Below are 17,775 nucleotides of genomic sequence, written 5' to 3'. Positions count from 1 at the left end.
ACGTGCGCGCTATAGGATGCCCGCGTGTCCGAACAGCGCCCGTCCCACCGCCCCGCCGACTTCCTCGCCGCCCACCGCGGCGGCGGCCTCGCCACCCTCCTCGACCAGCGCGGCGCCGCCTACTTCGCTTACGCCGCATGGCGAATGGGCCTCAAGCCCACCCACCTCTCCTTCGTGAACCTGCTCCTCGGCGTCGGCGCGAGCGCCGGCGTCATCGCCTACCTCCCGGCCGCGCGGGACGGCGCGCCGTGGTGGCCCGTCGCGATCGCCGCGCTCGTGATCTGGCAGGTCGCGTACATGCTCGACTGCGCCGACGGCCAGCTCGCGCGCGTTACCGGCACCGGCTCCGACGCGGGCGCGCGCGTCGACATCCTGTGCGACATCGCGATCCAGGCCTCGGTCGTCTCGGTGGTCGTGGCCGTCACCAGCGCCTACACGCCCGAGCTCCCGGCGTGGTGCGGGGCGGCGTTCGCGGCCCTGTGGATGACGAACCTCGTCACGGCCGTGATGGCCAAAGAGGACGACGGCGTCTCGATGGTCAAGAGCACCAACATCAACGTGCGCTTGATCAAGCTCGTGCGCGACTACGGCTTCATCATCGTCGTGATCGCCCTCGCGCTCATCTGGCCCGAGCTCATGGCCGTGGTCCTGCTCGGCTTCGGCGCGGTGAACGCGCTGTTCCTGCTGGCCAGCATCGCGAGCAACGCCCGCGCGTCGCTGCGCTAGGCCGCGACCAGCTCCTCGTAGATCTCGATCTGCCGCCGCAGGGTCACCTCGGGCGCGAACACCGCCTCGTAACGCGCCCTCGCGTTCCCGGCGTACGCCGGGTCTTTCGCGACGGCTTCGAGGCCGCGCGCGAGCGCTTCGGGCGTCGTTTCGACAGCGACGCCGGCCGGCGCGTCAGTGTCGGCCCCGGCGATGAACGGCGCGCCGCCCATGCGGGTCGCCACGACCGCGCGCCCGGCCGCGAGCGCTTCGATGCCGGTGGTCGGCAGGATGTCCTGCCAGATCGAGGGCACGACGACGGCCGCGGAGGCCGCCAGGGCCGCGTCCCGCGCCTCCGGCTCGAGCTGCCCGAGGTATTCGATGTCGTCGCGCTCGGCCGCGGCCGCCTCCACGAGGGACCGCAGCGGCCCGTCGCCGGCGATCCGCAGCACCTGGCCCGGCAGGTCCGCGCGCCGCCACGCGTCGAGCAGCAGCGCCACGCCCTTCTCGGGCACGAGCCGCGCCCCGAACAGGAACCCGGTGCCGAGCGGCACCTCGCCGGGGTCGGCGACGGCGTTGGGCTTGACGCGGATCTGCTCGTCCCGGATGCCGATGCTCCGCAGGTACGCCGCCATGGCGTCGGTGAGCGCGATGAAGCGGTCCACGCCGCGCCACGTCCCCTGGTGCACGCCGAGGGCGACGGCCATCACGGCGCTCTGCGGGCGCGAGCCCCGGTAGCAGGCGTGCAGGACGCCCGGCCCGTTCCAGCGCTTCCCGTGGCAGTCCCGGCAGTCGTGCCCGTCCCTGAAGTAGAGCCCGTTCATGCAGTCGTGCCGGTAGTTGTGAATGGTCTGCACCACCTTGACCCCGTGCTTGTGGGCGGTGCCGACCACCGAAGGGGACAGGAGCGGGTACGGGTTGTGCAGGTGCAGCAGGTCCGGGCGCTCGCGCTCGAGCACCGCGGCGAGCTCGCGCTGCGTCCCGGCCGCGTGCACCGGCGAGGCGACGAGTGCTGCTTTCTTATGCGCGGGAAGCGAACCGATCTCATCTGAGGAGCGCAGGAACGGCACGACCTCCACGCCCGCCTCCCGCAGCGCCCCGATCTCGTAGTCCACGATCGTGTTCTCGCCCGACGGCTGCGCCGAGGAGTACCTGTTGTGGGCGATGACGATCTTCACAGGCTTCCTTCGTGCGGTCGGGGGTGGCGCGGGCGTCTTTCAGCTCGGCCGAACATACCTCAGCAGCCGAATAGGTGTAGGTTGTCGGGTACCGTGTCGGCGGGCCGCCCGGTCACTGGAGACGCAGCGCAGATCTCCGCCCGCGGACACTCACCTCCACCGTAAGCTGACGACCGCAGGGATGTGCAGTGGCTACGAGCCTGGAACGCCCAGCAAAGGATCTCCACGGAAGTGGGGGTGCTCCGTACGGACGGACGGGGACGCCGGTGGCCAGAACTCGCGACTCCGGTGACCCGCAGCTCGTCACCAACGGGGTCACCCGCTCCACTTGGCGACGCCTCGTCCGCGCCTCCAACTGGCACCGCTACTACCAGGCCGCGCTTGTGGGCGCGGACCTGCTCGCCGCCGTGCTCGCCACCGTCATCACGGTCAACCTGACGCGCTCGCCCAAAGCCGGTTTCGACACCGACGACCAGCTGCACTTCTTCTACCTGACGGTCTGGCTGCTGCTGCCCCTCGCGTGGCTGCTGGCCCTCTGGGGCACCGGCTCCTATGACCGCCGCTACTTCGGCATGGGCAACGAGGAGTTCAAGCGCGTCATCCGCGCCTCCATGTTCATGCTGGCCCTCGTCTCCTTCGCCGCGCTCACCTTCAAGGCCGACGTCTCGCGTGTCGCGGTCGCGGTCATCCTGCTCGCGGCGGCCGTGCTCGTCTCGGCGTTCCGCTACGGCGCCCGGTACGGCCTGCACCGGATGCGCGCGACCGGCCGCGGCGTGCAGCGCGTCCTGCTCATCGGCTCCTACCCCGAGGCCCTGGAGGTGTACCGGACGGTGCGCCGCGCCTCCGCGGCCGGGCTCGTCCCCGTGGGCATATACGTGACCGAGGGCGCCTCCTCGGTCCGCAACCTCGACACTCCGGTCCCGGTCTTCGCCGGGACCGACGTCGTCACCTGCGCCGAACAGCTCGAGGCGGACACCCTCGCCGTGTGCGGCTCGGCCTCGGCCGACGCCTCCGACCTGCGCCGCCTCGCCTGGCAGCTCGAGGGCACCGGCCGCGACCTGGTGGTCGCGCCCCAGCTCACCGACATCGCGGGCCCGCGCGTGCACATCCGCCCGGTCGAGGGCCTGCCGCTGCTGCACGTCGAGGAGCCGAAGATCTCCGGCGTCGGCTGGCTGATCAAGAACGTCCTCGACATCTCCTCCTCGGTGCTGGGCCTCGTGCTGCTCTCGCCGCTGTTCCTGGCCGTGGCGATCGCCATCAAGGCGGACAGCCCCGGGCCCGTGTTCTTCCGCCAGAACCGCGTGGGCCGCGACGGCGAGACCTTCAGCTGCTGGAAGTTCCGCACCATGTACATCGACGCGGAGGAGCGCCAGGCGGCGCTCATGATGCACAACGAGACCGACGGCCTCCTGTTCAAGATGAAGGACGACCCGCGCATCACGAACGTCGGCAAGTGGCTGCGCCGGACCTCCATCGACGAGTTCCCGCAGCTCGTCAACGTGGTCCGGGGCGAGATGAGCCTCGTCGGCCCCCGCCCGCTCCCGGCCGAGAACGGCGACTTCCTCGGCGACGTGCGCCGCCGCCTGCTCGTGCGCCCCGGCATCACCGGCCTGTGGCAGGTCTCGGGCCGCTCCGACCTGTCCTGGGACGACGCGGTCCGGCTCGACCTCTACTACGTCGACAACTGGTCGCTCACGACTGACCTTCAGATCCTGTTCCGCACCGTCGCTGTAGTGTTGCGCCGAAAGGGCGCGTACTGACACGGCACAGCGGGGTGCGTTGAGGGAACGCTCAGCTTGCGCCCAGGTGAACGCCAGGCCAACCCTGATAATCTTGGAAATTGATGACTACTTACGGAACCGGCAGCCGCATCCTCGTGACGGGCGGCGCGGGCCTGGTGGGCAGCCACCTCGTCGACGCGCTCCTCGCGAAGGGCTGCGACGTGACCGCGGTCGACAACTTCGTGACCGGCTCGAGGGGCAACCTCGCCGACCACCCCCGCCTCACCGTGGTCGAGGCCGACGTCACCGAGGGCCTGCCCGTCGGCGACGCGCCCTTCGACGCGGTCCTGCACTTCGCGTGCCCCGCCAGCCCCATCGACTTCAAGACCCTGCCGCTGGAGATCCTGCGCGTCGACTCGATCGGCACGTTCCACGCGCTCGACCGCGCCCTCGCGGACGGCGCCCGCTTCCTCATGGCCTCCACCTCCGAGGTCTACGGCGACCCGCTCGTGCACCCGCAGCCGGAGTCTTACTGGGGCAACGTGAACCCGATCGGGGTCCGCTCCTGCTACGACGAGGCGAAGCGCTTCAGCGAGGCCGCCGTGGCGGCCTACCGCAGCCACAAGGGGCTCGACGCGGCGATCGTGCGGATCTTCAACACGTACGGCCCGCGCATGCGCCCCGACGACGGCCGCGTGATCCCGAACTTCATCTCGCAGGCCCTCGCGGGCGAGCCGCTGACGATCTACGGCGACGGCACCCAGACCCGCTCGCTCTGCTACGTCGACGACCTGGTGCGCGGCCTGATCCTGCTCCTCGAGTCGGGGGAGTACGGCCCGGTCAACCTCGGCACCGAGTACGAGCTCACGGTGCAGGAGATGGCCGAGATCATCCTGCGCCTGACCGGCTCGTCCTCGACGATCGAGTACCTGGACCGGCCCTCGGACGACCCGGAGCGCCGCCGCCCCGACCTCACCTCGGCCCGCGAGCTGCTCGGCTACGAGCCGCAGGTCCACTATGAGTCGGGCCTCAAGACGACGATCGACTACTTCGCGGCGGAGTTGCGATAGCCGGTAGAGCGCGACGGAGTTGCGATAGCGGTAGAGCGCGACGGAGTTGCGATAGCCGGTAGAGCGCGACGGAGTTGCGATAGCGGTAGAGCGCGGCGGAACTGCGCTAGCGCGCACCGCCTCCTCGGGGTGTTCGGACTCACCGTCACCTCAGAGGATTCCGAGGCACGACCGGGGCTTGCGCGTCCAAGGTCCCTGGCGGCCACCACGTAAGCTGGGGCCATGACGCAATATGGCTCCAACTACCGCGGCAGCGCCTCGGTGCCGCCCGCGGGCGGCAGCGGCGGCGGAGCCCGGGTCGCTCAGACGGCGGCCGGCGGCCCCACCCGCCGGGGCCTCATCGGCTCCGGGATCGGCCTGGTGGCCTCCATCGCCGCGGCCGGCGGCGGCTTCGCCGTGTGGTCCACGGCGAACAGCACGAACGCCGACCTCGACCGCGCGTTCGACCTCGACGCGATCCCCGAGGAGGACCGCCCCGAGCGTCTCAACGAGGCCATGAACCTCCTCGTGATCGGTTCGGACCACCGCGAGGGCGAGGACGAGGCCGACGCCCGCTCGGACACGACGATCCTCATGCACGTCAACGAGGACGGCAGCGCCGCCTACGGGATCTCGATCCCGCGCGACCTCTACGTCTACATCCCCGAGGACCCCGAGGCGACGGTCTCCGACACCCTCGACAAGTTCAACGCGGCCTACGCGTGGGGCGGCGTGAACCTCACCGTCCGCACCATCGAGAACCTCACCGGCGTGCGCATCGACCACATCGTCGAGATCGACTTCAACGGCCTCGTGGCGGTCGTCGACGCCCTCGGCGGCGTGACCCTGGACGTCCAGGCCGCCGATGCCGACGGCTATATCACCGACCCGCCCGGGGTCGAGTCGATCCACGGCGAGCACACGTTCTTCGAGGAGGGGCCGAACAAGATGAACGGCACCGAGGCCCTCGACTACGTGCGCCAGCGCTACCAGTACCTCGAGGGCGACTTCGCCCGCATGCGCCACCAGCAGGACCTCATCAAGGCCATCATGGACTCCGCGCTGAGCGCCGGCGTGCTGACGAACGAGGACAAGCTCACCTCCTTCATCGACTCCACTTCGGACGCGGTGAAGGTCGACACCGAGTTCAACGCGGTCGCCACCGGGATCACCCTCATGAACATGCGCAGCGACGACCTGCAGTTCATGACCACGCCGAACCTCGGCACCGGCACGCAGGGCGGCCAGTCGGTCGTCATCTACGCCGACGACCCCGAGAACCCGGACGCGAGCAACCCCGACGCCGTGAGCCTCTGGGAGGCGGTGCGGGACGACAAGGTCGAGGAGTGGATCGCAGCCCACCCCGAGGACGAAGAGGAATAAGCGTTTCGATCGAAGGGCCTGAGCGCCTGTGCCGTTGTGCGACTCGCAAGCTTCGGCGCGGTGCTCAGGCCCTTCGGCGTTCCCTCGCGTTCGAGCGGCCGCAGTGGACCGTTGTCGGCTGGAGTGGTTGGTGCGCTTCATGTTTCGTTTGAAACGAATGTGAGCACTGTGTCCCGATGGGGTGATCCCCGCGCGTAGCAGTGTGATTCAGGTCGTAGGATATTTTCACCGTTCCTTCGACGAAGAGGCTGCACCGATGGCAGAGAACGCAGAAGAGTACGTGCCCGACTTCGACATCTCCAGGCCCTCCATTGCCCGCGTCTACGACGCGACCCTCGGCGGCAAGGACAACTTCGCCGTCGACCGCGAAGGCGCCGCCATGATCGCCAAGCACGTCCCGAAGATCAAGGAGGCGAGCCAGGACAACCGCCTCGGCCTCTCCAAGGGCGTCGAGTACGTCGCGAAGCAGGGGATCGACCAGTTCCTCGACATCGGCGCGGGCCTGCCGACGATGGAGAACACGCACCAGGTGGCGCAGCGGATCAACCCCAACGCCAAGGTCTGCTACGTGGACAACGACCCGATCGTGCTCTCGCACGGACGGGCCCTGCTGGCCGACAACGAGACGACGACGATCGTGACCGCGGACCTGCGCGACCCGCAGAGCATCCTGAACCACCCGGACGTCAACAAGTTCATCGACTTCACCCGCCCCGTCGGCCTCATGGTCGTGGGCCTGATGATGCACTTCCACCCGGACGAGGACCCGGGCAGCTGGATCAAGACGCTGCTCGACGCCTGCCCGAGCGGGTCCTACCTGCACATCACCGACTTCGCCGACACCGGCTACCCGGAGCAGAAGGCGATGGAGAAGTCCTGCATCCAGGCTCTCGGCAACGGCTGGATCCGCACGCCCGAGCAGATCGAGGCGCACTTCCAGGGCCTGCCGCTCGTGCCCCCGGGCATCGAGTACCCGACCCGCTGGTTCCCCGGCGATCCCGACCGCGAGGTTCCGGCCGTGGAGGACCTGGAAGAGCACCAGCGGATCATCATGGCCGGCATCGGCTACAAGGCCTGACCCCCACGACCACCGAAGGCGCGTGCCGGGCCGGCGCGCGCCTTTGTCCTTAACGACGGTTCCTTCGACGAAGAGGCAGCACCGATGGCAGAGTACGTACCCGATTTCGACATCTCCAAGCCCACCATCGCCCGCGTCTACGACGCGATCCTCGGTGGCAAGGACAACTTCGCGGCCGACCGTGAGGGCGCGGCCGCCTACATGAAGCACGTGCCCAACTCCAAGGAGGTTGCCATCGACAACCGCCTGGGCCTCGAAAAAGGCGTCGCCTACATGGCGAAGCACGGCATCGACCAGTTCCTCGACATCGGTGCGGGGCTCCCGACGATGCGCAACACGCACCAGGTGGCCCAGGAGATCAACCCGGAGGCGGTGGTCTGCTATGTGGACAACGACCCGATCGTGCTCTCGCACGGCCGGGCGCTGCTGGCCGACAACGAGTCGACGACGATCGTGACCGCGGACCTGCGCGACCCCGAGAGCATCCTGAACCACCCGGACGTCAGGAAGGTCATCGACTTCGAGCGTCCGATCGGCCTCATGGTGGTGGGGCTGTTCATGCACTTCCACGACGAGGAGAACCCCGGCGAATGGGTGGGGGCCCTCCTCGACGCGTGCCCGAGCGGGTCCTACCTGCTCATGACCGACTTCGCCGACACCGGTGAACCGCAGCAGAAGGCCATCGAGAAGGCCGGTCTCGAAGCCCTCGGCAACGGCTGGGTCCGCAAGCCCGAGAAGATCCTCGAGCACTTCCAGGGGCTGCCGCTCGTGGAGCCGGGCCTGGAGTGGGTCCCGCGCTGGTTCCCCGGCGAGCCCGACCGCGAGGTCCCGGCCGCCGAGGACCTCGAGCCGTACCACCGGATCATGATGGCAGGGCTCGGCTACAAGGCCTAGTACGCAGCAGCAGTGAGGGCGCGCGGTGGGGAAGTCGCGCGCCTTCGTCGTGACGTGCGGCCTCACTCGATCGGGTGAATTTCGAGATCCGGTGCGCGTCCGTCCAGACAGCACGGCGGTTACTAACTGTATTGATCGAGGATGTTCTTCAGGAAGTCCTGGGTCTTGTGCGGCTGGGTGGCCTGGACGCACAGGTGCTCCATGGCCGCCTGGTAGGCGTCGATCTCGTTGTCGCGCTCGAGATACAGGCCGCCGGTGAGGTGCTCCAGGTAGATGACGTCGCTGAGTTCCTCGTAGGCGAAGCGCAGCCAGGTGAAGGGTGCGCCCGCACCGGAGTGGGCGCCGGCGGTGAACGGCACGATCTGGATGCGCACATTCGGCTTGTCGCAGAACTCCATGAGGGCCTTGATCTGCCCGTACATCACATTGGCGCCGCCGAACGGGCGGTGCAGCGCGGCCTCGTCGATGACGGCCCACAGCTCGGGCCGCTTCTCCGCGCGGTCGAGGACTTCCTGGCGCTTCATGCGCACTTCGATGCGCTTGTCGATCTCGGTGAGCGGCGTGTGGCCGTATCCGAGCATCATGACGGAGCGGGCGTAGGCCTCGTGCTGCAGCAGACCGGGGATGACCTGCACCTCGTAGGTGCGGATCATCGAGGCGGCGCCTTCCATCTCCAGGTAGTTGCTGAACCAGTCGGGCAGGAAGTCGTTGTACCGCTTCCACTTGCTCGGCCGGTTGGCCTCGCTGGCCATCTCGACGACGCGCTCGATCTCGTCCTCGTCGGTGACGCCGTACATGATCATCAGGTCGCGGACGTCGCGCAGCCGGAAGGAGACGCGGCCGAGCTCGATCCGGCTGATCTTGGTGGCGTCGGCCCGGATCTCGTACGCCGCGTCCTCGCGGGAGATGTCGGCGTCCTGGCGCAACTGCCGCAGTTTGCTGCCGATCATGACGCGCAGCGTGGTCGTCCCGCTGGGCAGGTCGTCCGGGTTCAACTTCGCCATGGCTCACCTCCCTCCGAGATCAACGGGCCGTGTACGAAAAACTCACCCTGACAGGGTAGCCGCTCGGCCGGTCCCGCCAGGGTGAGTGGTGCCCAAGGGCTCTCGCCCCGGGGCGTCCTAAGCGATCATGTCGTCGAACTCGCCGTCCTTGGCGCCTTCGACGAGCGCGCGGATCTCGGCCACCGTGTAGATGAGGGCCGGGCCCTCGGGGAAGCGAGAGTTCCGTACTGCGATCTCCTCGCCGCCGGGGAGCGTTGCCAGCTCGACGCAGTTGCCGCCGTTGGGGCCGCTGCGGACGCTCTTGCGCCAGGCCAGTGTCGAGGGAAGCTCCCCTGCCGGGATGCCGTTACGTGCCTTGTCCATTCAGATCCTTCCACCAATGGCCGGCGTCTCCGACCGGATCTTTCCGAAAATGCGACTGCTTCCGGTTAGGTCGGGTGATTCCGGGCACGGCCCTACCAGAGCGGCCGCGCGGAGGAGTTTTCCGACATCCCCATCGCTGGTCGGATCAAGTGTCCCACATTACACAGAGTGAGTGCACATGAGGATGCTCGCGCAGATGCGCGCGCGGATGCACGTGCATCTGCCCCGTGTTGATGCATGTTAGGATTCATGTGAGAATGCACATAGACACGGACGCTGAAAGTGTGCGACCGTGGTCACGGGCTCGAAAAGCCGTCAAACCGGCGCTCGTGCACGCGACGGCGCATCGTCGACCAAGGAGACGCAAATCCCTCGGTACGGCAATCGCCTTCGCCTCGCGGCGACCTGCATCGCACAACCGGACACGCCAGTGGTTTTGCAGAACCTGGCCGGGCGCGTTCCGGTGAGGTCCGATCGTCGCCGAAGAGGGGTGGGTGCCATGGAACGTCTTGAGGCCCAGACGTTGCTGGGGTCGGCTGCGGCAGGCAAGCTGCGGAGCTCGATGTGCCAGCAGGTGATGGCGATCGAGTACGACCGCAGCGGACACGTCCTTTACCGTTGCGCCCGCTCGTGCGGGAAGCACACCGCGGATGCCGCCCAGGTCCAGAGAGGACTCCTGTGGCACTACCGCGGCCGGAGCCTCGGCGAGCACTACGGGCTCCCGGACGAGGAGATCGTGGACGACATGTTCGCCTCGCTCCAGCTCGCCTGGATCCGCGACGGCGACATCTACACCGCGCGTTTCCGTTAAGCAAGAAGACCGCGCTGCGAGCCCGGCAGGGGTCGCAGCGCCCCGAGACTTTGTTCTGTTTGGTGGGATAGAGCCTCGGGGAGGCCGGTGGGGGCCTCCCCGAGCTCTGCACTTGATCTTCAGATATTCGCGAACAGTGCTGACACACTGAGAATCAGCGGGCGGGACCACCGGGTCCCGCCCGCTGCCGCGTCTCAGGACTCGCTGCGCGGCAGCAGGTCCAGCAGCTTCGCCACGAGTTCGGCGAGCGCCGCGAACGGGCTCACCAGCCGCTCCATGGCCTTGAGCTTGCTGTGGAGGCGCCCGGGCGGCTTGGCTTCGACGACCGACTCCTCGAGGTCGTCGATGGTGTCCGCGATGACCTCGTAGTCCGCGCCGACGCTTTCGCGCAGCTCGTCCAGGACCGCGCGCAGCTCCGCGATGAGCCGCAGCAGCTCCCGGTCGGCCTCCCGCCCGCCGGCGAACACGTACCCGCGCGCGCCCTCCCCGATGGCCCCGACCGTGGCCGACGCCCCGTTCCCGATCGCCCCGGTCTGCACGCTCCCCCGGAACACGTACCCGCCCTGCTCGTCCTCGCCCATCGTGCACCCGCCCTATATTGTCAAATCTACAAATATGGAGGGTCCAGCGTATCCGGGCGCGAGAACCCTTGTCAAGGCACGGAAAAGGGAGGCGCGACCGCGCCTCCCTTCTCGACTCGGATCAGCTGACGGTGATGTTGGAGCTGCCGGTGGACTGGTAGCCCTCGGTCGCCATGATCATGTAGTAGCTGAACGCGCCCAGGTTCATCCCGGCGCGGGCCCAGGCGTCGAAGTGGGCGCCGGTGTCGATGGTGCCGCTGCTTCGCAGGTTCTGGCGGACGCTCCAGTACTGCGCGAAGGTCTTGGTGCCCTCCACGGAAGGCGCGTTGTAGCGCATGGAGTGCCCGAGGGTGTAGTTGCTGCCGTTGATGTAGGCGGTGCCGCGGTGGGTCGCGCCGCTGCTGGGGTTGTACGGGCCGTGCGACTCGACGATGTAGTACTCCACCAGCGGGTTCGACGTCCAGCCGTAGAGGGCGAGATAGCCGTTGCTGCCGTGGAGGACCCAGCCGTTGTAGTTGACGTTGCGGCGCCCGCCGTTGGCCCAGCCCTTGCCGCCGACCCAGTTGTTGGCGCCGTTCCACTGGGAGCTGTAGTTCCCGCCCGAGCCGAGGGTCATCGAGGCGCGGCCCGGTGAGTCGGTCCAGAAGGAGTAGTAGTACCCGTTGTGGGTGCCGGTCGCGTTCTGTGTCAGGGTCTGCGCGTTCGCGGTGCCGGGAAGGGCGAGCGCCGACGCCGCGCCGAGCGCGAGCGCCCCGCCGCCGAGCAGGAGTCCCCTGCGGCTGAACGGGGTGGCGGGTTCCTTCGGGGGCTGTGTCTCAGACATGCGTCCTCCAAATCGCATCGAAGAGTATCGATTTGAGAAGTATGCGCACGGCATCGAGCTTCGTCAATAAGTTTCGGGGAACTATCGGAACTTTCTCCGGAAGTTTCGGATTCGCGGCGTGATTGCCGCTCACGAGGCGCAAGGGCCGGCCCGCCTCGGGTCGGGCCGCACGAGCCCGGTGTCGTAGGCGGTGATGACGAGCTGGGCCCGGTCGCGGGACGCGGTCTTGGCGAGCAGGTGCGAGATGTGGTGCTTGACGGTCTTCACCGCCAGGTGGAGGCGGGCGGCGATCTCGTCGTTCGACAGTCCTCTCGCGACGAGGACGAGCACCTCGGTCTCGCGTTCGGTGAGTCGGTGCTCCTCCAGCCGCCGGAGGCCGGGCCGACCCGGCGCGGCGTCGAGGTAGTTCTCTACGAGTCGGGTCAGAATGCTGGGCGCGAACAGCGACTCCGCTGCGCTGGTGCGCTTGATCGCGTCGATGAGGTCGGCGGGCCGGGCGTCCTTGAGCAGGAAACCGCTGGCCCCGTTGCGCAGCGCCCGATGGACGTACTCGTCGAGCGCGAACATGCTCAGGACGATGACGCGGGTGCGCTGCAGCGCCGGATCCGCGCAGATGAGCCGGGTCGCCTCCAGTCCGTCCATTTCGGGCATCCGCACGTCCATCAGGACCACGTCGGGCACGGCCCTGCCGACGACCTCGACGGCTTCGGCACCGTCGGAGGCCTGGCCGACGACGTGGAGTCCGGGATCGGAGTCGATGACGGCTGCGAGGCTCTCGCGCAGGAGACCGTGGTCGTCGGCGAGGACCACGCGGATGCCCGCGGCCGGGTCGGCGGTCACGGGGCCGCTCCGGGGAACGCGGCGCGCAGTTCGTAGCCGCCCGCGGCGGGCCCCGCGTGGAGGGTGCCGCCCAGGGCCGCGACGCGCTCGCGGAGCCCGGTGAGCCCGTGGCCGGAACCGGGGCGGGCCCGCCACGACGGGGCGGGACCGGCATCCCGGACGCGGACGGTCACGGCGTCCTGGTCGGAGTCGAGGTCCACGGCGACGGCCGTGGGTCCGGCGTGGCGCGCCGCGTTGGCGAGGCCCTCCCGGACGAGGGCGACGATCGTGGCCTGGACGCTGGCCGGGACGGCGGCGGTGTCGCCGTGCCGGTAGTCGACCGTCAGACCGGAGGCTTCGGCCCCGGCGATGATGGCGGGCAGCGCCTCCAGCGTCTCGACCGGCCGCAGTGCGGCGGTCTCGTCGGGGTCGCGGAGGGCCTGGATGGTGCGGCGCAGACCGCTGGTCGCCTCACGGCTGGTCTGCTCGATGTCCGCGAGGGCCGCGGACAGCGCGTCGGCGCGACCGGGGTCCTGCCCGGCGAGGTGGAGGGCGCTGGAGGCGCGGACGGTGATCATGCCGAGCCCGTGCGAGACCAGGTCGTGGACCTCCCGGGCGACGCGGATGCGCTCGGCGAGCAGCAGTGCCGAGACCTCGAGGTCGTGGACTTCGGTGCGCAGGCGGGCGCGTTCCCGGCGCAGCCGTACCAAAGCCCACAGTGCGGCCGCGAGCGCGAAGACGAGTGCCGCCGCGGCGGTGGCCAGCGGGCTCAGGCCGAGCAGCAGCGCGGCGACGGCGATAAGGACCGCGGCGGCCGCGGCCGCGACGCCCAGTCGTTTCGCTACTGCCGAGGGCGGAGATGCTGCCATGCGCCCCATCGTATGGGCCGGCCCGGCTTCGGGCATCGGACCTGGGGCCTACGGACCGGGGTCCGTGGCGCGCGGCGAAGTCCAGGCCGCGGGCCGATGCGCCGGACCGCCCGGTTCTCGTTGACTGGGGCCATGCAGAAGAAGATCGTCGCGGCGACGATGGCCGCCCTGTTCGCCCTGCTGGGGTTCATGGCGGTGATGGTCGCGGACTTCCACGACCGGTCCTGGCCGCAGGGACTCGGCGCGCAGGCGCGCATCGCATTGGACTTCGACGACGCGCAGTTGGACCGGCGGGCCGCGACCGACCTCGTCGTATCGGTCGGGCGCGAGCACCACTTGGGACTGTTCAAGCTCGCGCCCGACCTGGACGACCACCGCCGCGAAGTGTTCGTGGCGATGGACGGGGCGCCGGCCGGGGAGGTCGCCTGGTTCGGGGACCGGGAGCCGTCGCCGGTGCTCGGCGTCGAGCGCTTGGCCGACTCGCCGCCTGACGGCACCTATTTCGTCCAGGACCCGGCGGAACTCGACGCGGCGATCGCCGAACTCACGTCGCAGGGGGTCGCGGTGACGCGCCTCGACGCCGCAGTGCTCGACACGGTCCTGCACCTGGCCCTGGAGACGGGGTTCGCGGCCCCGGTGCTGGCCGCGGCACTGCTGGTGGCCGCGCTGACGGTGTTCTGGCTCGCGTCCCGGGCCCGCTCCCGGGCGCTGCGGGTCCTCGGCGGCGGCAGCCCGCTGCGCATCCAGGCGCAGGACGTGGGCGGATACCTGCTGCTCCTGGTCGGCTCCGCGGTGCTGGTCGCGGCGGTCGCGGGCGCCCTGGTGGGGGTGCTGCGCGGCGGGGTGTACGTGCCGGTGTTCGCGGCGGGCCTGCTGCTGTTCGAGGCGGTGACCCTGGCGGTGTCGGCCGTGGTGATCGTCGTGACGTCCTGCCTCGCTTGGCCTTCGGCGGACCTGTTCGCGACGCGCCGGCCCGCTGCGACGACGCTGCGGGGGCCGGCGCGGGCCGTGCAGGCCGCCACCCTCATCGCGCTCGTCGCATGCGCGGGCCCGGCGTGGACGGCCTCGAGTGACGCGGGGCAGACGGCCCGGCAGCTCGCGGCCTGGAACGAGTTCTCCGACCAGGTGTCGCTGTCGTTCGTCATCGAGGACGAGCACTTCGACGTGATCGCCCCGGACCTCGCCCGCATGGTCGCCGCCGCCGAGAGCGAGGGGGCGGCGGCGATGTCGTACACGATCACCGAAGCGGACTGGGGCGGCGACTTCGGCCCGTACTCGGCGGTGTCGATCGTCAACCCCAACTGGGTCGAACTGGTCGGCGGCTCGGTCGGCCCCGATGCGCTCGTCGACGCCGACTCGCCGTCGACGACGCAGATGCTCGAACGCGAGCTCGGGGCCCAACTGGACCTGTGGCGCCGGGGCACGGACACTGACGGCGCCGACGTGCTCGAAGCGGTCCGGCTCCTCGCGCCCGCGCCGGGCGTCCAGTATCCGGTCGCCGGGGGCGGCAGCTCGGGCGAGCTGCTGTTCCGCGGCGACGTGCTGGTCCTCGAAGCGCCCGCGATCGGCTCCGTCTTCGACGACGACGACATCGCCAACCTGGCCTCCACCGGAAACATCGTGTTCACCGGCGCCGACCCCACGAGGGAGCGGCTCGACGCCGCCGGCCTGGACGAAGCGGGCCTGGCGTCACTGGGCGTCCCGGGCGAACTCTTCCCCATGTACATGGCCGAGGAGGGCATCGTCCAGGCCCAGTTCGCGGCCTACCTGGCGCGGCTCCTCGCCGTCGCGGTCGCCGCACTAGCCGTCGCGTTCGCGGTCTCGGCGGGCGTGAACGCGATCGTCGCCGCGCTCCTGAACGCCCGCCGCGACTTTCCGATGCGGCTGAGCGGCGGGACCTGGGAACGGGCCGCGCGGCCGCGTGCACTGCGGGAACTGCTCATCGGCGCACCGATCGTCGCGGTCGTGCTCGCGTTCCACCTGACCGACCCGCTCGCGCTGGCGGCCACGGCCGCCACCGGCGCCGCGGCACTCGCCGCACTCTACTTCGGACACGGAGCGGCCGCCGCGGCCGTGTTCTCCCGCACCACCCGCCGCAGGCTCTAGGAGAGGACCACCATGATCATCGAAGCGCACGACGTGGGCGTCGCCATCGGCCGCCGCCGGATCATCCACGGCGAGTCAGTACGGTGCGCCCCAGGGCAGATGACCGCCCTGACCGGCCCCAGCGGCTCGGGCAAGACCACGCTGCTGCACACGCTCGGGCTGCTGCTGCCGCCCACGACCGGACGCGTCACCGCCGACGGGACCGCGATCTCGAGCGGATCGCCGCGGGCCCGCCGCGCGTTCTGGCGCGATCACGCCGCTTTCGTGCTCCAGGACTACGGGATCATCGACGACGAGCCGGTCGCGTTCAACGTCGCGCTGCGCCGGACCCGCCGCGCCGACCCGAAGGTGCGCGCGGCGCTGGAGCACGTCGGCCTCGGCGGCCGCGAAGGGGAGCCGGCCGGACACCTCTCCGGCGGGGAGAAGCAGCGCCTCGCCCTGGCCCGCGCCGTCTACCGCGACGCGCGGGTCCTGTTCGTCGACGAACCGACGGCCTCCCTCGACGCCGCGAACCGCGAACGCGTCATCGGCCTCTTCACCGACTTCGCCCGCCGCGGCGCGACCGTTGCCATCGCCACCCACGACGAGCACATGATCGCCGCGTGCGCCCACCGGCACGAGATGAACGAACCCGCCACCACCGCATCTATCCACTAAGGAATCGTCATGACCGAGCCTTCCTCACCGCGCCCCCGGCTCCGCCGGGTCCTCATCGGCACCGGGATCACCCTCGCCCTGGGGCTGCTCGCCGCCGCCGCGCTGGCGCTGACCGGCGTCCTCCCCTCAGGGGACGAGATCACGCATCCGCCCTGCGACGAGCTGCCCGGCGCGGCAGCGGTTGACGACGCCATCGCCGAACACGGCGACCTCGTCGCCGAGCTGACCGCGCAAGGTGAGCACATCGAGGTGCGCGCCGCCTCCCCCGGCTGCGACGACCCGGACCGGACGCTGATCGAGATCACCTACCGAACCGAGGACGAGCGCGCCGCCATCGAAGCGGTCCTCACCGAAGCCGACGGCTTCGGCGTCCCCGTGTACGTCCGCGAAAGCTGAACCGGGCGATCAGGACGCTCGCGGCCTGCATCCAGCCGCGCTTGGCGAGCTGCCGCTCCTCAGGCGCGGCTCGCCATCGTCCAGCGGCTGCAGGAATGCCGCGCGGGTCTCGCGATTCCGGAAATGGTGCCCCGGCAGGGTGGTGGCGTGGTCGGGCCAACGGGTACCAGATCGGGGCGGTCGTCGGCGAAGCAGATCCGGTAGACGCCGTCGCGGTCGAAGAAGCTTCGCCGCCAACCCAAAGGACCCGCCCGCTCGGCGTTGGGATTCGAATCCACGTTGCCGGGGTCCGGCGCTATGGCACCGTCCTTGTCTCGTCCATCGGCGCCCGCGATCCGTGCGGCATCGTAGTCGGAATGGATCGTCGCGGTTGGAATTGGCCTGGGATGAAGAGTCGCATTTCTGACAGCTCGTCCACCGCGAATTCAGCCATGCCGGCTGCTGCCTCCCGCAGAATCGGTTGTGAACGACTCTCGGATCATCCGGAGTCAGTCATTCACGGGGGAAGAAAGAGATGACACAGGCACAGCAGCGGCCCGAACTTGACCGCGACCGCGACCACCGCAGCGACCTCGACACTCGGGCGCCGAGCATCGAGCAGGCGTCGCCGGAGTCCGGCCGGGAGGGCGACACCATCACCATCAGGGGCAGCCACCTGATGGCGGTCGACAAGGTCACCTTCCAGGTCGGACAGGACTCGCGCCGCGGCGAGGTCGTCCACCGCGGCGAGGACAACCAGGTGAAGGTGCGTGTCCCGCGCGGCCTGCCTGCCGGTGGCGGTCAGATCTCGGTGTCCAACGGCACCGAGGAAAGCAACAGGCTGAAGTTCACCGTCCGGTCCTGACCTCGGACGCAGTCAGCCACTACCGCCCAGGCTCAGCCGAGCCTGGGCGGCGCCGTCCAGACGAACCCTTCTGGCACGAGCGGCACGCCTCCCTTGCGCAGGACAGGGGCGTCCGAGGCGGGTGCTCCGCTGGAGATCAGCATCATGGCCAACACCCTACTTGCTGGTCCGAATGTTATTGGGGCGCATGAGATCATGGCTGAGTGACGGGTGTGATCAGCGCGGCGGATGAGACGATGGTCGAGCTGTTCAGCGGCTTGTCGGCCCGGCAGCCCGCCAAGCTGGTCCGCCAACTCCAGCGCGAGGGCGCCGACCCGGCGCTTCGGGGGCGCCCCTGGAAGCTCGACTTCGCCGACCGGGTCCTGCTGGTCGCCGCCTACTGGCGCACCAACCTGACCATGCGCCAGATCGCGGCCCTGTTCGGCACCTCGAAGTCCGCCACCGACCGCCTCATCGACGACAGGAACGGCCCTTGACCGGGAAATCCCTGGTCA

Annotated in this window: 18 protein-coding genes and 1 pseudogene; 12 read left to right on the top strand and 7 right to left on the bottom strand. The window is 69.6% G+C overall.

Annotated elements, in window-relative coordinates:
* The first annotated feature begins 24 nt into the window (after positions 1–24).
* Entirely contained in the window at positions 25–726 is a 702-nt protein-coding gene (locus J5V16_RS21000; protein WP_208498938.1) for a CDP-alcohol phosphatidyltransferase family protein, read from the top strand.
* Here the strand turns inward: J5V16_RS21000 and J5V16_RS25625 are convergent.
* Positions 723–1,883 (bottom strand): glycosyltransferase family 4 protein, encoded by a 1,161-nt coding sequence (locus J5V16_RS25625; protein ID WP_208498937.1) that lies wholly within the window; start codon positions 1,881–1,883, stop codon positions 723–725. The two genes, J5V16_RS21000 and J5V16_RS25625, sit on opposite strands and share 4 nt — an antisense overlap.
* Before the next feature lie 188 nt (positions 1,884–2,071).
* On the opposite strand from J5V16_RS25625, the gene J5V16_RS20990 reads away from it, so the two are divergent.
* The 5 genes from J5V16_RS20990 to J5V16_RS20970 all read left to right on the top strand — a co-directional run bounded on the left by J5V16_RS20990 (position 2,072) and on the right by J5V16_RS20970 (position 8,008).
* Entirely contained in the window at positions 2,072–3,643 is a 1,572-nt protein-coding gene (locus tag J5V16_RS20990) for a sugar transferase (RefSeq protein ID WP_408612506.1), read from the top strand.
* A gap of 83 nt (positions 3,644–3,726) precedes the next feature.
* Entirely contained in the window at positions 3,727–4,674 is a 948-nt protein-coding gene (locus J5V16_RS20985) for a UDP-glucuronic acid decarboxylase family protein (RefSeq protein ID WP_208498935.1), read from the top strand.
* Positions 4,675–4,896: 222 nt separating this feature from the next.
* A complete protein-coding gene (locus J5V16_RS20980; protein WP_208498934.1) occupies positions 4,897–6,036 on the top strand; it encodes an LCP family protein in 1,140 nt (379 codons plus the stop codon).
* 256 nt (positions 6,037–6,292) lie between these two features.
* Positions 6,293–7,114 carry an SAM-dependent methyltransferase gene (locus J5V16_RS20975; protein ID WP_208498933.1) on the top strand — a complete coding sequence of 274 codons (822 nt, stop codon included), beginning with the start codon at positions 6,293–6,295 and terminating at the stop codon, positions 7,112–7,114.
* Positions 7,115–7,198: 84 nt separating this feature from the next.
* Complete coding sequence (locus tag J5V16_RS20970) at positions 7,199–8,008, top strand: SAM-dependent methyltransferase (RefSeq protein ID WP_208498932.1); 810 nt, start codon at positions 7,199–7,201, stop codon at positions 8,006–8,008.
* 122 nt (positions 8,009–8,130) lie between these two features.
* Here the strand turns inward: J5V16_RS20970 and J5V16_RS20965 are convergent, their stop codons facing one another.
* Complete coding sequence (locus J5V16_RS20965) at positions 8,131–9,012, bottom strand: helix-turn-helix domain-containing protein (protein ID WP_208498931.1); 882 nt, start codon at positions 9,010–9,012, stop codon at positions 8,131–8,133.
* Positions 9,013–9,129: 117 nt separating this feature from the next.
* Entirely contained in the window at positions 9,130–9,375 is a 246-nt protein-coding gene (locus J5V16_RS20960; RefSeq protein ID WP_208498930.1) for a DUF397 domain-containing protein, read from the bottom strand.
* 499 nt (positions 9,376–9,874) lie between these two features.
* Here J5V16_RS20960 and J5V16_RS20955 point away from each other — a divergent pair, with 499 nt between their 5' ends.
* A complete protein-coding gene (locus tag J5V16_RS20955) occupies positions 9,875–10,186 on the top strand; it encodes a hypothetical protein (protein ID WP_208498929.1) in 312 nt (103 codons plus the stop codon).
* Between the two features lie 194 nt (positions 10,187–10,380).
* Here J5V16_RS20955 and J5V16_RS20950 read toward each other — a convergent pair whose 3' ends face one another.
* From J5V16_RS20950 to J5V16_RS20935, 4 genes are all read right to left on the bottom strand, one after another.
* Positions 10,381–10,767, bottom strand: coding sequence for a hypothetical protein (locus J5V16_RS20950; protein ID WP_208498928.1), 387 nt, complete (start codon positions 10,765–10,767; stop codon positions 10,381–10,383).
* A 121-nt stretch (positions 10,768–10,888) separates the two neighbouring features.
* Positions 10,889–11,590: a glycoside hydrolase family 11 protein gene (locus tag J5V16_RS20945; RefSeq protein ID WP_208498927.1), complete on the bottom strand. Its 702-nt coding sequence runs from the start codon at positions 11,588–11,590 to the stop codon at positions 10,889–10,891.
* 129 nt (positions 11,591–11,719) lie between these two features.
* Positions 11,720–12,406 (bottom strand): response regulator transcription factor, encoded by a 687-nt coding sequence (locus J5V16_RS20940; RefSeq protein ID WP_208499011.1) that lies wholly within the window; start codon positions 12,404–12,406, stop codon positions 11,720–11,722.
* A gap of 20 nt (positions 12,407–12,426) precedes the next feature.
* Complete coding sequence (locus tag J5V16_RS20935) at positions 12,427–13,278, bottom strand: sensor histidine kinase (RefSeq protein ID WP_208498926.1); 852 nt, start codon at positions 13,276–13,278, stop codon at positions 12,427–12,429.
* Positions 13,279–13,410: 132 nt separating this feature from the next.
* On the opposite strand from J5V16_RS20935, the gene J5V16_RS20930 reads away from it, so the two are divergent.
* From J5V16_RS20930 to J5V16_RS20910, 5 genes and pseudogenes are all read left to right on the top strand, one after another.
* Positions 13,411–15,384 carry a hypothetical protein gene (locus tag J5V16_RS20930; protein WP_208498925.1) on the top strand — a complete coding sequence of 658 codons (1,974 nt, stop codon included), beginning with the start codon at positions 13,411–13,413 and terminating at the stop codon, positions 15,382–15,384.
* 12 nt (positions 15,385–15,396) lie between these two features.
* Positions 15,397–16,041, top strand: coding sequence for an ABC transporter ATP-binding protein (locus J5V16_RS20925; protein ID WP_208498924.1), 645 nt, complete (start codon positions 15,397–15,399; stop codon positions 16,039–16,041).
* Between the two features lie 9 nt (positions 16,042–16,050).
* Complete coding sequence (locus J5V16_RS20920; protein ID WP_208498923.1) at positions 16,051–16,437, top strand: hypothetical protein; 387 nt, start codon at positions 16,051–16,053, stop codon at positions 16,435–16,437.
* 514 nt (positions 16,438–16,951) lie between these two features.
* Positions 16,952–17,281 carry an IPT/TIG domain-containing protein gene (locus J5V16_RS20915; RefSeq protein WP_208498922.1) on the top strand — a complete coding sequence of 110 codons (330 nt, stop codon included), beginning with the start codon at positions 16,952–16,954 and terminating at the stop codon, positions 17,279–17,281.
* Positions 17,282–17,484: 203 nt separating this feature from the next.
* A pseudogene (locus J5V16_RS20910) lies at positions 17,485–17,739 on the top strand (helix-turn-helix domain-containing protein); the annotation flags it as partial.
* Positions 17,740–17,775 lie beyond the last annotated feature (36 nt).

Source organism: Glycomyces niveus, from assembly GCF_017592475.1.
Taxonomy (GTDB): domain Bacteria; phylum Actinomycetota; class Actinomycetes; order Mycobacteriales; family Micromonosporaceae; genus Glycomyces; species Glycomyces niveus.
The sequence above is the reverse complement of the archived record's forward strand: the minus strand, read 5'-3'. Positions and strand labels throughout refer to the sequence as shown.

What these genes read in the sequence shown, in the direction of transcription:
- J5V16_RS20980 (WP_208498934.1), top strand. Translation starts at nt 4,897, where the DNA reads ATGACGCAATATGGCTCCAACTACCGCGGCAGCGCCTCGGTGCCGCCC.
- J5V16_RS20945 (WP_208498927.1), bottom strand. Translation starts at nt 11,590, where the DNA reads ATGTCTGAGACACAGCCCCCGAAGGAACCCGCCACCCCGTTCAGCCGC.
- J5V16_RS20930 (WP_208498925.1), top strand. Translation starts at nt 13,411, where the DNA reads ATGCAGAAGAAGATCGTCGCGGCGACGATGGCCGCCCTGTTCGCCCTG.
- J5V16_RS20955 (WP_208498929.1), top strand. Translation starts at nt 9,875, where the DNA reads ATGGAACGTCTTGAGGCCCAGACGTTGCTGGGGTCGGCTGCGGCAGGC.
- J5V16_RS20975 (WP_208498933.1), top strand. Translation starts at nt 6,293, where the DNA reads ATGGCAGAGAACGCAGAAGAGTACGTGCCCGACTTCGACATCTCCAGG.
- J5V16_RS20935 (WP_208498926.1), bottom strand. Translation starts at nt 13,278, where the DNA reads ATGGCAGCATCTCCGCCCTCGGCAGTAGCGAAACGACTGGGCGTCGCG.
- J5V16_RS20925 (WP_208498924.1), top strand. Translation starts at nt 15,397, where the DNA reads ATGATCATCGAAGCGCACGACGTGGGCGTCGCCATCGGCCGCCGCCGG.
- J5V16_RS20920 (WP_208498923.1), top strand. Translation starts at nt 16,051, where the DNA reads ATGACCGAGCCTTCCTCACCGCGCCCCCGGCTCCGCCGGGTCCTCATC.
- J5V16_RS20965 (WP_208498931.1), bottom strand. Translation starts at nt 9,012, where the DNA reads ATGGCGAAGTTGAACCCGGACGACCTGCCCAGCGGGACGACCACGCTG.
- J5V16_RS20970 (WP_208498932.1), top strand. Translation starts at nt 7,199, where the DNA reads ATGGCAGAGTACGTACCCGATTTCGACATCTCCAAGCCCACCATCGCC.
- J5V16_RS20960 (WP_208498930.1), bottom strand. Translation starts at nt 9,375, where the DNA reads ATGGACAAGGCACGTAACGGCATCCCGGCAGGGGAGCTTCCCTCGACA.
- J5V16_RS20950 (WP_208498928.1), bottom strand. Translation starts at nt 10,767, where the DNA reads ATGGGCGAGGACGAGCAGGGCGGGTACGTGTTCCGGGGGAGCGTGCAG.
- J5V16_RS20915 (WP_208498922.1), top strand. Translation starts at nt 16,952, where the DNA reads ATGACACAGGCACAGCAGCGGCCCGAACTTGACCGCGACCGCGACCAC.
- J5V16_RS20985 (WP_208498935.1), top strand. Translation starts at nt 3,727, where the DNA reads ATGACTACTTACGGAACCGGCAGCCGCATCCTCGTGACGGGCGGCGCG.